The organism is Aeromicrobium sp. (assembly GCF_037719875.1).
In the GTDB taxonomy this organism is placed as follows: Bacteria; Actinomycetota; Actinomycetes; order Propionibacteriales; family Nocardioidaceae; genus Aeromicrobium.
Map to the genome: position 1 here is coordinate 66,104 of NZ_JBBJMJ010000014.1, position 14,590 is coordinate 80,693.

Annotated in this window: 13 protein-coding genes; 2 read left to right on the top strand and 11 right to left on the bottom strand. The window is 66.8% G+C overall.

Annotation, left to right across the window (positions count from 1 at the left end; translation table 11 throughout):
* Window positions 1-3 precede the first annotated feature (3 nt).
* The 3 genes from aspS to WKF39_RS12975 are packed head-to-tail and all read right to left on the bottom strand — an operon-like array spanning window position 4 to window position 3,781.
* Window positions 4-1,785 carry an aspartate--tRNA ligase gene (gene aspS / locus WKF39_RS12965; protein WP_340389050.1) on the bottom strand — a complete coding sequence of 594 codons (1,782 nt, stop codon included), beginning with the start codon at window positions 1,783-1,785 and terminating at the stop codon, window positions 4-6.
* Window positions 1,782-3,089, bottom strand: coding sequence for a histidine--tRNA ligase (gene hisS / locus WKF39_RS12970; RefSeq protein WP_340389052.1), 1,308 nt, complete (start codon window positions 3,087-3,089; stop codon window positions 1,782-1,784). Before hisS ends, aspS begins: the two co-directional genes overlap by 4 nt.
* Window positions 3,086-3,781 carry an MBL fold metallo-hydrolase gene (locus tag WKF39_RS12975; RefSeq protein ID WP_340389054.1) on the bottom strand — a complete coding sequence of 232 codons (696 nt, stop codon included), beginning with the start codon at window positions 3,779-3,781 and terminating at the stop codon, window positions 3,086-3,088. Before WKF39_RS12975 ends, hisS begins: the two co-directional genes overlap by 4 nt.
* 64 nt (window positions 3,782-3,845) lie before the next feature.
* On the opposite strand from WKF39_RS12975, the gene WKF39_RS12980 reads away from it, so the two are divergent.
* Window positions 3,846-5,081: a DUF349 domain-containing protein gene (locus WKF39_RS12980; RefSeq protein WP_340389056.1), complete on the top strand. Its 1,236-nt coding sequence runs from the start codon at window positions 3,846-3,848 to the stop codon at window positions 5,079-5,081.
* A 172-nt stretch (window positions 5,082-5,253) separates the two neighbouring features.
* Window positions 5,254-6,180: a hypothetical protein gene (locus WKF39_RS12985; RefSeq protein WP_340389058.1), complete on the top strand. Its 927-nt coding sequence runs from the start codon at window positions 5,254-5,256 to the stop codon at window positions 6,178-6,180.
* A gap of 80 nt (window positions 6,181-6,260) precedes the next feature.
* On the opposite strand, the gene WKF39_RS12990 is transcribed toward WKF39_RS12985, so the two are convergent.
* From WKF39_RS12990 to ruvA, 8 genes are all read right to left on the bottom strand, one after another.
* Entirely contained in the window at window positions 6,261-8,492 is a 2,232-nt protein-coding gene (locus WKF39_RS12990; protein WP_340389082.1) for a bifunctional (p)ppGpp synthetase/guanosine-3',5'-bis(diphosphate) 3'-pyrophosphohydrolase, read from the bottom strand.
* Window positions 8,493-8,737: 245 nt separating this feature from the next.
* Window positions 8,738-9,268 (bottom strand): adenine phosphoribosyltransferase, encoded by a 531-nt coding sequence (locus WKF39_RS12995; RefSeq protein WP_340389060.1) that lies wholly within the window; start codon window positions 9,266-9,268, stop codon window positions 8,738-8,740.
* 95 nt (window positions 9,269-9,363) lie between these two features.
* Window positions 9,364-9,828 carry a hypothetical protein gene (locus WKF39_RS13000; RefSeq protein ID WP_340389062.1) on the bottom strand — a complete coding sequence of 155 codons (465 nt, stop codon included), beginning with the start codon at window positions 9,826-9,828 and terminating at the stop codon, window positions 9,364-9,366.
* An 82-nt stretch (window positions 9,829-9,910) separates the two neighbouring features.
* Window positions 9,911-11,008 (bottom strand): protein translocase subunit SecF, encoded by a 1,098-nt coding sequence (secF, locus tag WKF39_RS13005; protein WP_340389065.1) that lies wholly within the window; start codon window positions 11,006-11,008, stop codon window positions 9,911-9,913.
* A complete protein-coding gene (gene secD / locus WKF39_RS13010; protein ID WP_340389067.1) occupies window positions 11,008-12,660 on the bottom strand; it encodes a protein translocase subunit SecD in 1,653 nt (550 codons plus the stop codon). The genes secF and secD overlap by 1 nt, the downstream gene beginning before the upstream one ends.
* Window positions 12,660-12,932 (bottom strand): preprotein translocase subunit YajC, encoded by a 273-nt coding sequence (gene yajC, locus WKF39_RS13015; protein WP_340389069.1) that lies wholly within the window; start codon window positions 12,930-12,932, stop codon window positions 12,660-12,662. The genes secD and yajC overlap by 1 nt, the downstream gene beginning before the upstream one ends.
* Before the next feature lie 161 nt (window positions 12,933-13,093).
* Entirely contained in the window at window positions 13,094-14,158 is a 1,065-nt protein-coding gene (gene ruvB / locus WKF39_RS13020; protein WP_340389071.1) for a Holliday junction branch migration DNA helicase RuvB, read from the bottom strand.
* The coding region (gene ruvA, locus WKF39_RS13025; protein ID WP_340389073.1) for a Holliday junction branch migration protein RuvA at window positions 14,158-14,590 on the bottom strand (433 nt) is incomplete at its 5' end. The genes ruvB and ruvA, both read right to left, overlap by 1 nt.

Consider the following 14,590-nt stretch of genomic DNA (forward strand, 5'->3'; position numbering starts at 1 on the left):
AGCCTAGGGCTGGTTCGGGACGTCGTCGGCCTTCTTGGGCTCCGGCTTCCAGTCGACGCCCGCGTCCTTGCGCTGCTCGGTCGTGATGGACGCGGGGGCGGCGGTGAGCGGGTCGAAGCCACCACCGGACTTGGGGAATGCGATGACCTCGCGGATCGAGTCGGCGCCGGCGAGCATCGCGCAGATGCGGTCCATGCCGACGGCGATGCCACCGTGGGGCGGCGCACCGAAGGTGAAGGCGTCGAGAAGGAAGCCGAACTTCTCCTGCGCCTCGTCCTCCTCGATGCCCATGACCTTGAAGACACGCTTCTGGATGTCTTCGCGGTGGACTCGGATCGACCCGCCACCGAGCTCGCTGCCGTTGCAGACGATGTCGTACGCCCAGGCGAGCGCCGAACCGGGTTCGGTGTCGAATGTCGCGAGGTCCTGCGGCGAGGTGAACGCGTGGTGCACGGCGGTCCAGGCGCCGGCACCGACCGCGACGTCGCCGGAGGCGACCGCGTCACTCGAGGGCTCGAACAGCGGCGCGTCGACGATCCAGACGAACTCCCAAGCGTCCGTGTCGATCAGCCCCCCGCGCTCACCGATCTCGAGGCGCGCAGCACCCAGCAGGCCGCGGGTGGACTTGATCGCGCCCGCACCGAAGAAGATGCAGTCCCCCGGCTTGGCGCCGACATGCTCGGCGAGGCCGGCCCGCTCGGCATCGCTGAGGTTCTTGGCGACGGGTCCGCCGAGCTCACCGTCCTCGGAGATCGTCACGTAGGCCAGTCCCCTGGCACCACGCTGCTTGGCCCACTCCTGCCACGCATCGAACTGGCGGCGGGGCTGCGACGCACCGCCCGGCATGACCACAGCGCCGACGTACTCGGCCTGGAACACCCGGAACGAGGTGTCCTTGAAGTAGTCAGTGCACTCCACGAGCTCCTGACCCATGCGCAGGTCGGGCTTGTCCGAGCCGAACCGGCGCATGGCCTCGGCATACGTCATGTGCGGGATCGGGGTCGGGATGTCGTAGCCGATCAGCGACCACATGTTGACCAGGATCTGCTCCATCAGGTCGAGCACGTCGGCCTGCTCCACGAAGCTCATCTCGATGTCGAGCTGGGTGAACTCGGGCTGGCGGTCGGCGCGGAAGTCCTCGTCGCGATAGCAGCGCGCGATCTGGTAGTAGCGCTCCATGCCGCCGACCATCAGCAGCTGCTTGAACAGCTGCGGGCTCTGCGGGAGGGCATACCAGCTGCCGGGCTTGAGCCGCGCCGGCACCAGGAAGTCTCGAGCGCCCTCGGGAGTCGACCGCGTGAGTGTCGGTGTCTCGATCTCGACGAAGTCCTTGCCCGCGAGCACCTCGCGGGCGGCGGCGTTGACCTTGCTGCGGAGGCGGATCGCCGCGGCGGGCCCGGAGCGACGGAGGTCGAGGTAGCGGTACTTCAGCCGTGCCTCCTCGCCGACATCGACATGATCGTCGATCGGGAACGGCAGCGGTGCTGCGGCGCTCAGGATCTCGACGTCCTCGGCGACGACCTCGATGTCTCCGGTCGGTATCCCGGCGTTCTGGTTGCCGTCCGGCCGCTGCCGGACCGTGCCGATGATCTTGAGGCAGAACTCCGAGCGCAGCTGATGGGCGACCTCTTCGCGCACGACGACCTGCACGACGCCCGAGGACTCGCGAAGATCGATGAATGCCACGCCGCCGTGATCTCGACGCCGCGCCACCCATCCGGCGAGGGTGACCTGCTGACCGATGTGTTCGGCGCGCAGGCTTCCGGCGTCATGGGTGCGGATCACGTGTTCTGCTCCTTGCTAGGTGTTCTCAGGATGTGGGGCGTGAGGTCTTCGGTGGGTGGGGCCCAGGTGGTGGGTTCGGCGTCGACCTGATCACCGGAGCGGATGTCCTTGACCGATGTCGGCGGGAACCAGACGTAGGGGATGCCGCGCTTCTCGGCGTACTGGATCTGTTTGCCGAACTTGTCGGCCTTGGGGGCCACCTCGGTGGCGATGCCCCGACTGCGCAGCTGTTGCGCGACTGCGTTGCTGCCGGCGCGCGAATCCTCGGTGTCGACCGCCACCAACACGGCCGACGGGACCGACCGGCTGGCAGCCAGACCCAGCGGGACGAGGAGGCGAGAGACGCCGAGCGAGATGCCCACGCCGGGGTAGGAGTTTCGGCGGTCGGACGCGAGCTCGTCGTAGCGACCGCCGGAGCAGATCGACCCGAGGTGCTCCCACCCCTCCAGGCGGGTCTCGAACACCGTGCCGGTGTAGTAGTCGAGTCCGCGAGCGATGCGAAGGTCTGCCGTCACGATGACGCCCTCCACGCCGGACGCACCCTCGATGACCTGCGAGAGCTCGGACAGCCCCACCGCGAGAAGCTCGTGCTCGACCCCCAGGGCCTCAACCCGCGCGACGAACGACGTGTCGGTCGTGACGATCTCGGCGAGGGCGAGCACCTTGTCTGCCTGGTCGCCGGCCAGACCCTGCTCAACCAGCAGCTCACGCACCTTGTCGGCAGGCACCTTGTCGAGCTTGTCGACGACCTGCATGACCGTTGCCGGCTCGGCCACGCCGAGGCCGAGGTAGAACCCCTCCAGCACCTTGCGATTGCTGATCTGGAGGGTCGCGGTCGGTATCGGCAGCCCGGCCAATGCCTCGGCCATGACCCTGGCCACCTCGACGTCGAAGTGGAAGGGCAACACGTCGCGGGCGACGATGTCGATGTCGGCCTGTGTGAACTCGCGGAACCGTCCCTGCTGGGGACGCTCGCCGCGCCACACCTTCTGCACCTGCCAGCGGCGGAACGGGAACTCGAGCTGGCCGGCGTTCTCCAGCACGTAGCGCGCAAACGGGACGGTGAGGTCGTAGTGCAGGGCGAGCTCGGCCGGCTCGGCATCACCTGCGGCCAGCCGTTTGACCGCATACACCTCTTTGTCGATCTCACCTTTGCGCAGGAGCACGTCGAGGGGCTCCACGGCGCGCGTCTCGATGTTGGCGAATCCGTGCAGCTCGAACGTACGGCGCAGATGATCGAGCACCTGCTGCTCGACGACGCGCTCACGCGGGAGGAACTCCGGGAAGCCGGAGAGCTTGCTCATTGCACCAACCCCGCGAGGAACGGGTTGGTCGCGCGCTCGCGACCGATCGAGGTCTGTCCGCCGTGGCCCGGCAGCACGACGATGTCATCGGCCAACGGCAGCACCCGGTCGCGCAGGCTCGTCAGCATCTGCGGGTGCGAGCCGCCGTTGAGATCCGTACGGCCGATCGAGCCCGCGAACAGGAAGTCACCGGAGAACATGACCTGCGAGACGTCTTCGGGGCCGTCGTAGTCGACTCGATAGAACACCGTGCCGGGGGTGTGTCCGGGGACGTGGTCGACGAGGAAGGTCAGGCCGTCCACGTCGATGCGGGCGCCGTCGACTGCATCGCGTACGTCTGCGGGCTCGACGAACTCGGGAATGTCGGTCATGCCCAGCTGGGCGCGCAGCATCGCGGCCGACTCGCCCGAGATCGCGGCCATCGGATTGCCCAGCAGGTGCTTGTCCGCAGGGTGGATCCACACCGGGCAGTCGTACTCCCGGGCGACGTCCTGGGCGCACCACATGTGGTCGAAATGACCGTGCGTGATGAGCACCGCCGTGGGCCTCAGGTTGTGCTCGGCGACGACCGAGTGGACTCCGTCCATGGCATCCATACCGGGGTCGACGATCGCGCATCCGGTCCCCGGACCGCGGGAGATGAAGTAGCAGTTCGCCTGCAGCGGACCGGCGGGAAATGACGTGAGAAGCACGTGCGACAGGGTACGCGAGATGCGCCGACACCTCGGCGGCTGGCTGACGCCTACACTGTCGCCCATGAGTTCTGCGCCCACGAACCCCTGGGGTCGTGTCGACGACGAAGGCAATGTCTACGTCCGTACCACTGACGGTGAACGCCTGGTCGGCCAGTGGCCGGGGGGTGACCCCGCCGAGGCCATGTCGTTGTATGTCCGCCGCTTCGAAGGGCTGGAGGTCGAGGTCGACCTGCTCGAGAAACGACTCGAGGGCGGCGCCCTGTCACCCGATGACGCCGGCAAGGCCGTCACCAAGGCTCGTGCGCAGATCACCGATGCCCAGGCGCTGGGCGACCTCGACTCGTTGCTGAAGCGGCTCGACGCCCTCCAACCCGCTATCGACAAGCAGCGCGAGGTTCGCAAGGCCGAGCGCGCGGCCAAGGTCGCCGAGGCGCAGACCGAGAAGACCCGCATCGCCGGCGAGGCAGAGAAGATCGCCGCTGGCAACGACTGGAAGGCAGGCGCCGACAAGCTCCGCGCGCTGCTCGAGGAGTGGAAGGCACTCCCCCGCCTCAGCAAGTCCGCCGATGACGAGCTGTGGCATCGCTTCAGCTCGGCCCGGACGGCATACACCCGCCGCCGCAAGACCCACTTCAGTGAGCAGTCGACGCTGCGTGATGCCGCCAAGACGATCAAGGAGAAGCTCATCGTCGAGGCGGAGGCGCTCGCGACCTCGACCGAGTGGGGTCCCACCGCCGGCAAGTACCGCGATCTGATGACCGAGTGGAAGAAGGCCGGTTCCGCGCCGCGCAATGTCGAGGACAAGCTGTGGAAGCGCTTCCGGGCGGCCCAGGATGCGTTCTTCACCGCCCGCGACGAGGCCAACGCCAAGCTCGACGCCGAATATGAGGTCAATGCCGAGAAGAAGCTCGTGATCCTGGCCGAGGCCGAGAAGCTCCTGCCCATCAAGGATCCCGACACCGCGCGCAAGGCCTGGCTCGATCTCGCCGACCAGTGGGAGGCGGCCGGCAAGGTCCCTCGAGCCAAGATGAGCGAGTTCGAGGCGCGCATCCGCAAGATCGAGGACGCGGTCCGAGAGGCCACGGAGCGCAAGTGGAGCAAGACCGATCCGGAGAAGTCCGCGCGCGCTGACGACATGATCGGCAAGCTGCAGCGAGCCATCGACGAGGTCGCCGCCAAGATCACCGCCGCCGAGGCCAAGGGTGACGCCAAGAAGGTCAAGGACCTCCAAGCCGACCTCGACTCGAAGCAAGCCTTCCTGGCGATGGCCCAAAAAGCCCAAGCCGACTTCTCCTAACCCAACCCCTCCGGTGACGGGTCACTTCCCGTCCGGTGACGGGTCACTTCCCGTCCGGTGACGGGTCACTTCCCGTCTGGTGACGGGTCACTTCCTGCCCATCCGCGGGTCACATCACGCCCCTGTGGACGAACAGGTCGACGTCGGCGATGGGTGACGCTTCCATGCGAGCATGCCCACGCTGATACACGACGGATTCCCATTCACCTCCCAGATCGCCCGCGACCTGGGTCTGTCACCCGCGATCCTGAGATCCCACTTGGAACAGGGTCTCGTACGCCGGGAATTCCGCAATGTCTTCGTCGATGCGCGCGTGCCGGACTCCCGCAGCGGCCGATTGAGGGCCATCAAGCTGGTCGCGCCCAAGAACGCAGTCGTTTGTGACGAGACTGCTGCCTGGGTTCGAGGCCTCGATGTCTTCGCGCCCGGCGGCCGACACGACTTTGAGCCAGCCATGGTCGCGCGTCACGGCGCCGGTCGCGTTCGCCATGCTCGGAGCCGCGGACGACAGGCCATCATCCACGCAGATGACGTGGAGTACGTGAACGGCATACATCTGACGACCTCAGTCCGCACCGTCTCCGATCTGCTCCGCAAGATGTATCGGCCGTACGCCCTCGCGGCAGCTGACGCGTTCGCACATGCGGGGTTGATCGGCGGGGAGGAAGTCATCGACTACGTCGCGCGGCTGAAAGGGTATCGCGGCATCGTGCAGGCCCGCAGTCTTGCGACAATCATCGAGCCCAAGACCCAGTCTCCGGGTGAGTCCTGGCAGCGACTTCGGATGCTTGATGCAGGCTTCCCTCCCCCGGACCCTCAGCACGAGGTCATCGACGACTTCGGGCGATCCTTCTTCATCGACCTGCCATATCCGGAGCTTCTCATCGCGACCGAGTTCGACGGCCGGGAGTTTCACACCGCGCAGCACCACCGCGAACATGACGTGGACCGGCGCGACTACCTCTCGGACCTGTACGGGTGGCGGTGGGTCATCGGCGATCGCCAAAGGATCTTCGGCCCGGATACTTCGTTCGAGGACGAGCTCGGCGACCTTCTGGGCATCCGGCCCCTCCCACGCTGGTGGGGCGCCAGACGGTAACTGACCCCTCAACGGACAAGAACTGACCCGCCACCGGGCAGCAAGTGACCCGTCACGGGACGAAAAGTGACCCGTCAGCGCTACTGGGTGAGGCGGTAGACGTCGAAGACGCCTTCGACGGTACGTACGGCGGAGAGCACGTGACCGAGGTGCTTGGGGTCGGCCATCTCGAAGGTGAACTTCGACTTGGCGACCCGGTCGCGGCCGGTCGACAGCGACGCCGAGAGGATGTTGACGTGCTGGTCGGAGATGACCCGCGTGATGTCGCTGAGCAGGCGCGGGCGATCCAGCCCCTCGACCTGCACCGCGACCAGGAAGGTGCTCTTGCCAGTCGGCGCCCAGTGCACCGCGACGAAGCGTTCAGGCTCGCTCCGCAGTGCGATCAGGTTGACGCAGTCGCTCCGGTGGACCGAGACGCCTGACCCCCTGGTCACGAACCCCTCGATCCTGTCGCCGGGCACAGGGGTGCAGCACCGTGCCAGCTTGATCATGACATCGCCGTCGAGCCCTTCGACCACGACACCCGCATCGCGGTTCTCGGTGCGGGGCCGGCGCGTGCCGACACCGGGCAACGACGTCGCCTCAGCCAGGTCCTCCTGCGCACCCTCGCGGCCGCCCGCGAGGTCAATGACCCGCTCGACGACGTTCTGCGGCCCGACATTGCCCTCACCGACCGCGGCGTAGAGGGTCGAGACGTCCGGGAGCTGCAGCTCCTGCGCGACGGTCGCAAGAGTCTCGTGCTTGAAGAGCCGGTGCAGCGGCAGCCCCTCCTTGCGCATCTGCTTGGCGATCTGGTCCTTGCCGCGCTCAATCGCCTCTTCGCGCCGCTCCTTGGTGAACCACTGGCGGATCTTGTTGCGGGCCCGCGGGCTCGCCACGAACTCGAGCCAGTCGCGGCTCGGGCCGGCATCGGGCGACTTGGACGTGAAGACCTCCACGACGTCACCGCTCTCGAGCTCGGACTCCAGCGACACGAGTCGGCCATTGACCCTCGCACCGATGCAGGCGTGGCCCACCTCGGTGTGCACGGCGTAGGCGAAGTCGACCGGCGTCGCCTTGGCCGGGAGCTGGATCAGGTCGCCGCGGGGCGTGTAGGCATAGACACCCGCGTTGTTGATCTCGAACCGCAGCGAGTCCAGGAAGTCGACGGAGTCCTCGGTCTCGGACTGCCAGTCCAGCAGCTCACGGAGCCACAGCATGTCATTGTTGTCGGGCGCCTTGCCAGTCTTGCCGGCTGTGCCGTCCTCCTTGTACTTCCAGTGCGCAGCGACGCCGTACTCTGCCCGCCTGTGCATCGCGTAGGTGCGGATCTGCAGCTCGACCGGCTTGCCCTGCGGGCCGATCACCGAGGTGTGCAGCGACTGGTACATGTTGAACTTCGGGACCGAGATGTAGTCCTTGAATCGCCCCGGAATCGGGTTCCACCGCGCGTGCAGCACCCCGAGTACGCCGTAACAGTCCGCGACCGAGTCGACCAGGATGCGTACGCCGACCAGGTCGAAGATGTCGGAGAACTCGCGACCGCCGACCAGCATCTTCTGATAGATCGAGTAGTAGTGCTTGGGCCGGCTGGAGACCTTGGCCTTGAGCTTGACGTGCCGCAGATCGGACTCGACGTCGCCGACGACCCGCTCGAGGAACTGCTCCCTCGACGGCGCCCGGTCGGCGACGAGTCGCACGATCTCGTCGTAGACCTTCGGATGCAGGGTCGCGAACGCGAGATCCTCGAGCTCCCACTTGATCGTGTTCATGCCCAGCCGGTGGGCCAGCGGGGCGAAGATCTCGATCGTCTCGCGCGCGATGCGCTCCTGCTTGTCCTGGCGCAGATAACGGAGGGTGCGCATGTTGTGCAGGCGGTCGGCGAGCTTGATGACGAGCACGCGGATGTCACGGCTCATCGCCACGACCATCTTGCGGATCGTCTCGGACTGGGCGGAGTCGCCGTACTTGACCTTGTCGAGCTTGGTGACGCCATCGACGAGCTGGCGCACCTCGTCACCGAAATCGACGCGCAGCTGATCCAGCGTGTATGCGGTGTCCTCGACGGTGTCGTGCAGCAGCGCCGCACACAGGGTCGGAGCGGTCATGCCGAGCTCGGCGAGGATCGTGGCGACCGCCAACGGGTGCGTGATGTAGGGGTCCCCGCTCTTGCGGGTCTGTCCCTCGTGCATCCGCTCGGCGATCTCGTACGCCTTCTGGATCGACGCCACGTCACCCTTGGGATGCGTGGTCCGGTAGACCTTCAGCAGCGGGTCGAGCACCGGGTCCGAGGAGCCGGACTTGCCACCGATGCGGGCCAGCCGGTTGCGCACACGAGCAGAGGCCGGTGCCGAGTCCGCGCTCTTGGACTCGGCTGGCGGCGCCTCGATGCGCTCAACCACGTGCGCTCCTCACTGTGTCTGTCCATCGTATGTCAGCGGGGCATACGCAGGAGGGGTCAGGCGAACAGCCCGTCGATCAACGTCGCCGCAGCGCCGAGGATGAGGATCGCGACCAGGACGAGGGCGACGATGCGGACCTGATGGGAGTTCATGGATCTCGTTTCGAAGTGAGGGATTCAGTATGACCGCAGGCTGACGCAACCCGCATCGCCCAAACGTTCCTGACCGCCCAGGGCCAGCAGCTCGATCATCACGATGTTGCCGGCCACCGTCGCGCCGGCCTGGCTGACCAGGTCGGCCGCCGCGAGCATCGTGCCACCCGTCGCGAGCACGTCATCGACGACGAGCACCCGTGCACCGGGCCGCAGCGCGTCGACGTGCATCTCGAGGACGGCCGAGCCGTATTCGAGGTCGTAGGACGTCGACAACGAGTCCGCCGGCAGCTTGCCCGCCTTGCGCACCGGGACGAAGCCGGAGCCGAGCCGCAGGGCGATGCTCGGGCCGAACAGGAAGCCGCGGGCCTCGATGCCGAGAACCGCATCGACCGGACCGGCCTGTCGTGCCAGCTCGACCAGACCATCGATGACTGCCGCCAGGGCGAGCGGATCGCCGAGCAGCGGGGTGATGTCACGGAATGTGACGCCGGGTTCGGGCCAGTCCTCGATCGGTCGCACGAGGCGATCGATCGTGTCGGTCAGCTCAGGCACAAATTCTCCGCTCAACTGTGGTGGTGGGTGGTGGGTCTTACGACGACAGCAGGTCCCGTGAGCAGCGCCCACGAGACCTGCCGGCAGTCATGTTCTCAGGAGGTCTTGAGGGTGACCTTGCAGACGTCCTTGGCATGCTTCTCGATCTTCTTGCTGGCCTTCGTGAAGTCGGCATCGGCGAGCTTCTGGAACTCCGAGCTCAGCTTGGTCATGGCCTCGACATCGATGTCATCGGGGGTCTTGCCGGCGATGATCTGGTCGAGGTCGGCCACGGACAGGCCGGCGTCCTTAAGTGCCTTCTCGATGGACAGCAGCGCCCCGTCGAGGGTCTTCCACTCGGACTCGATGTCGCTGGGGGCCTCAGCGGCGAGCTTGTGGAACTTGGGGAACGCCTCTTCGAGCTTGGCGCCGGCCGAGCTGAGACCACTGATGGACTTCTCGGATGCCTTGAGGTCCTTGCAGTAGTCGCTGTCCTTGCCACCACTGCCACCGTCGCCACCGCAACCCACCAGCGTGGTGCCGAGCAGGACTGCCCCGGCCAGAGCCAGAGAGATCTTCATGTGTTCTCCTCACGTGCGACGAACCCGGGACGGTCCCGCGCCGCTGATCGGTGCGACAAGCATGGCACGGCGCGGGCAGGATCTACGAACTCCCCTTGCCCCGCTTGGAGCGGGGCTGCCGACTGGGCTGCGTACGTTTGGCGGCTCCCGACGTCGTGACCGGCCGGTGCGCTGACGCGGCGACCTTCACGGGGGCCTGGCTCTCCTTCGTACGGCGGGCGAGAACCCGCGCTTCTTGCGCCTTGATGGCTGGCTCGCGCTCCTTGAGCTGCGAGGCCAGGGGCGTCGCGATGAAGATCGAGGAGTAGGTGCCAGCCAGCATGCCGACGAACAACGCCAGCGCGAGATCCTTGAGCGGACCCGTCCCGAGAATCGCGGCACCGGCGATCAGCAGGGCGGCGACCGGGAGCAGTGCCGTGATCGAGGTGTTGATCGAGCGGACCAGCGTCTGGTTGAGCGCGAGGTTGGCCTGCTCGGCGTAGGTCCTGGTCGTCGACTTGAGAATGCCCTTGGTGTTCTCACGCACCTTGTCGAACACCACGACGGTGTCATAGAGGGAGTAGCCAAGGATCGTCAGCAGACCCGTCACCGTCGCGGGAGTGACCTCGAAACCGGACCACGCATAGACCCCGGCGGTGATGACGAGGTCGTGCGCCAGTGCCACGATCGCCGCGACTGACATCCGCCACTCGCGGAAGTAGGCCCAGATGAACAGCACCACGACGAACAAAAAGACGATCAGGCCCGTCAGCGCCTTGTTGGCGACCTGTTTGCCGTATGTCGGCCCGACCAGGTTCTGGCTGACCTCGGTCGCACCCGCCTCGGTCAGCGACGTCTTGACCAGCTCGGCCTGGTCCTGGCTCAGTGCCCTGGTCTGGATGCGGATCGAGTCGTCGCCGGAGGTCGTGACGGTCGGGTCGCCGGCTTCGGGAACCTCGGCATCCTCAACTGCCTGCCGCATCGTGTCGGCGGTGGCCGAGTTGGCGGTCTGCACCGTGACCTTGAACTCGACACCACCCTTGAACTCGACGCCGTAGTTGAACCCTCTCACGAGGAATCCGACGGCGGCGAGCACGATGATCCCGGCCGAGATGGCGTACCACAGCTTGCGCCGCCCGACGAAGTCGAAGGAGACCCGCCCCTCGTAGAGGTGCTGTCCGAACGAGCTGATACGCCCCATCAGTTGGCCTCTCCGGTGGTGCGGACCCTCGCCGAGCCGGCTATCTCGGTGACCTTGCGGCCCGAGATGCCCAGGTGCCCGGCATCGAGCCCGGACAGCTTGTGGCCCTGACCGAAGAACTTGGTACGTGCGAGCAGCGACACCACAGGCTTGGTGAACAAGAAGACGACGAAGACGTCGATCAATGTCGTCAGACCCAGCGCGAAGGCGAACCCTCGCACCACGCCGATCGCGAAGATGAACAAGATCAGGGCGGCCAGGATCGAGACGGCGTCGGCGGCCAGGATCGTGCTGCGTGCCCGGACCCAACCGGCCTCGACTGCGAGCCTCAACGACTTGCCTTCGCGCACTTCATCGCGGATACGCTCGAAGAACACGATGAACGAGTCGGCCGTGATGCCGATGGCCACGATGAGCCCCGCGATGCCCGGCAGCGTCAGCGTGAACCCGAGCCCCTTGCCGAGCAGCAGGACCATGACGAAGGTGAGAGCCGCAGCGATGCCGAGGGAGCCGACGATCACGAGGCCGAGACCGCGGTAGTAGACGAGGCTGAAGACGACGACGAGGATCATGCCGATGACACCGGCGATCAGGCCGGCGCTGAGCTGTGACCCGGCGAGCGACGGACCCTCCTCCGAGACGCCGTTGACACCGAACGTCAGCGGCAGCGCGCCGTACTTGAGCTGGTCGGCCAGCGCCTTGGACGAGGTCGAGGTGAAGTCGCCGCTGATCTCCGAGATGCCGCTGGTGATGGGAGCCTGCGACGACGGCGCGGTGATGACCTCTCCGTCCAGCACGATCGCAAACCGGTTCTGAGCGGGGGTCAGTGCCTTCGTGACGGTCTCGAATGCGTCCTCACCGTCACCGTCGAGCTTGATCCGGACGGTCCACTCGGCGGTCTGCGAGTTGTACTGCTGATCGGCACTCTTGACATCGGACCCCTCGATGATCGTGGGACTGAGGATCAAGACCTCACCGGTCGAGGTGTCACAGGTGACCAGTGGTTTGTCCGAGACGTCCTCGACCTCGACACCACCCTTGGTGCACGCGAATCCGGTGGCCTGCTTCTTCAGGGCCGCGATGCCGGGCTGGATGTCCTTGGGCAGCGACTCCAACCCCTGGGTCTCGGCCTGGATCATCTGGTCGATCGAGAGCTTGCTCCAGTCGATGTCGTCGATGATCTTCTGCTGGTCCGCCGTGTCGGTCTTCGTGGCAGCGCTTCTGAGATTTTGGGTCCACACCAGCCGGAACCGCATCTGGGCGGTCTTGCCGACCTGGTCGACGATGTCGCCCCTCTGCTCCCCCGGGATCTCGATGATGACCTGGTTGCCACTTTGGGTCGTCACCTCGGCCTCGGCCACGCCAGTAGCGTTCACCCGCTGGTCGATGATGTCGCGGGCCTGCTCGAGCTTGGTCGCAGTGACCTCGCCCTCGTTGGCCTTGGCCTCCAGCGTGATGCGGGTGCCACCCTGGAGATCGAGCCCCAACCTGGGCTTCCACGCGCTGTCATCGCCCTTCGCGGAGTTGGCGTCGATCAGCGCCACCAGGCCGTAGAGCCCGATCACAGCCGCAAGGAATACCACGAGCGTCCGCCGGGGATGTGGCAGGTTGCTGCGCGGCGCGGCACTCTTGCGGTTGGGGGAGGTCGCCATCAGCTGTCCGGGCTCGACTCGACCTCGGGATCGGTGGAGGGGATGATCCGCGCGACGGCCTGCCTGCTGACCGTCACCACGGCGTTCTCGGCGATCCGCAGCTCGAGCGTCTCGTCACTGAGTGCCACGATCTCGCCGAAGATGCCGCTCGCGATCATCACCTGAGCACCGGGGGCCAGCTCGCTCTGCGTCTGGGCGAAGGCTCGCTGACGTGCTCGCGCCGGACGAAGCACCAGGAAGAAGAACGCAGCGACGATGATGAGGAGGGGCAAGATGGCGCCCAGGTTTTCCACGGTGGTTGCTCCCGAATGAGTATGAGGTGCCGTCGCCCTTGGGCGCCGCGGCCGGATGCCACCGCAATATCTGGTGCGGGGCATCGGAAAGTTTAGCCCTTGAGCTCCACCGCCGTGACGTGGCTCATGCCCCGGCCGGATCAGCGGGAGTCATCACCCAGCGGCAGCTGGTCGAAAGCCGCAGGGACGGCGAGGCCGAGATGCCGCCAGGCCGCAGCCGTGGCGACCCGACCGCGAGGCGTGCGGGCCAAGAACCCCAGACGTACGAGGAAGGGCTCGGCCAGCTCTTCGACGGTCTCTCGCTCCTCACCGACTGCGACCGCAAGGGTCGATGCACCGACCGGTCCCCCACCGAAGCTTCGGCACAGCGCGTCGAGCACCGCGCGATCGAGTCGGTCGAGCCCGAGCTCATCGACCTCGTAGAGCGCCAAGGCATCGTGCGCCACGGTGTGGTCGACGACTCCCCCAGCCCTGACTTCAGCGAAGTCGCGGACCCGTCGCAGCAGGCGGTTGGCGATGCGGGGGGTGCCCCTGGACCGGGAGGCGATCTCACGCCCGCCGTCGTCAGTGACCTCGAGGTCGAGCAACCGCGATGATCGCTCGACGATGCGGTGCAGCTCGGCGGTGTCGTAGTAGTCGAGCTGTGCGGTGAAACCGAACCGGTCGCGCAGCGGGCTGGGCAGCAGGCCGGCCCGCGTCGTCGCCCCCACGACCGTGAACGGCGGGATCTCCAGCGGGATCGCCGTGGCTCCCGGCCCCTTGCCGACGATGACATCGACGCGGAAGTCCTCCATCGCCATGTAGAGGAGCTCTTCGGCGGGACGAGACATGCGGTGGATCTCGTCGATGAACAGGACATCGCCCTCGTTGACACCCGACAAGATCGCGGCCAGGTCACCGGCGTGCTGGATCGCCGGACCGCTCGTGATGCGCAGGGGCGCGGCGAGCTGGTGGGCGATGATCATCGCGATCGTGGTCTTGCCGAGCCCCGGTGGGCCGGACAGCAGCACGTGATCCGGGGTACGCCCGCGGGCCACCGCCGCCTCCAGCCTCAAGGAGAGCTGCTCGCGCACCCGCTCCTGGCCGATCAGCTCGTCGAGGGTGCGCGGTCGCAGCGCGGCCTCGAATGCCCGATCCTCGGGGCCGGCCTCTGCCACGATCGCCTCGAACTCGCCTCGGTCGTCGTAGGGCTCGGTCTCGTGCATCAGCGGGCCTTCGACAACGTGCGCAGCGCATCGCGCAGAACGGTGGAGACATCTGGGACGGCGCCGGGCGCGATCTCTGCCGCGACCCGCTCGAGCGCGCCGTCGGCGTCACGCGCCGACCAACCCAGGCCCAGCAATGCCTCGTGGACCTGGGCCCGCCAGGCTGGTGATCCGGATGTCGCGATCGTGGCGACGCCGACTCGATCCTTGAGCTCGACCACGATGCGCTCGGCGCCCTTGCGACCGATGCCAGGGACCGAGGTCAGGGTCGGGAGGTCGCCCTGGCCGATCGCCTGGCGCAGCCGGTCAGGATCGAGCACCGCGAGCATCGCCTGGGCAACCTTGGGGCCGACCCCGCTCGCGGTCTGGACGAGCTCGAACATGTCGCGCTCGTCGGTGCTGGCGAAGCCGAAGATCGTCAGCGAATCCTCC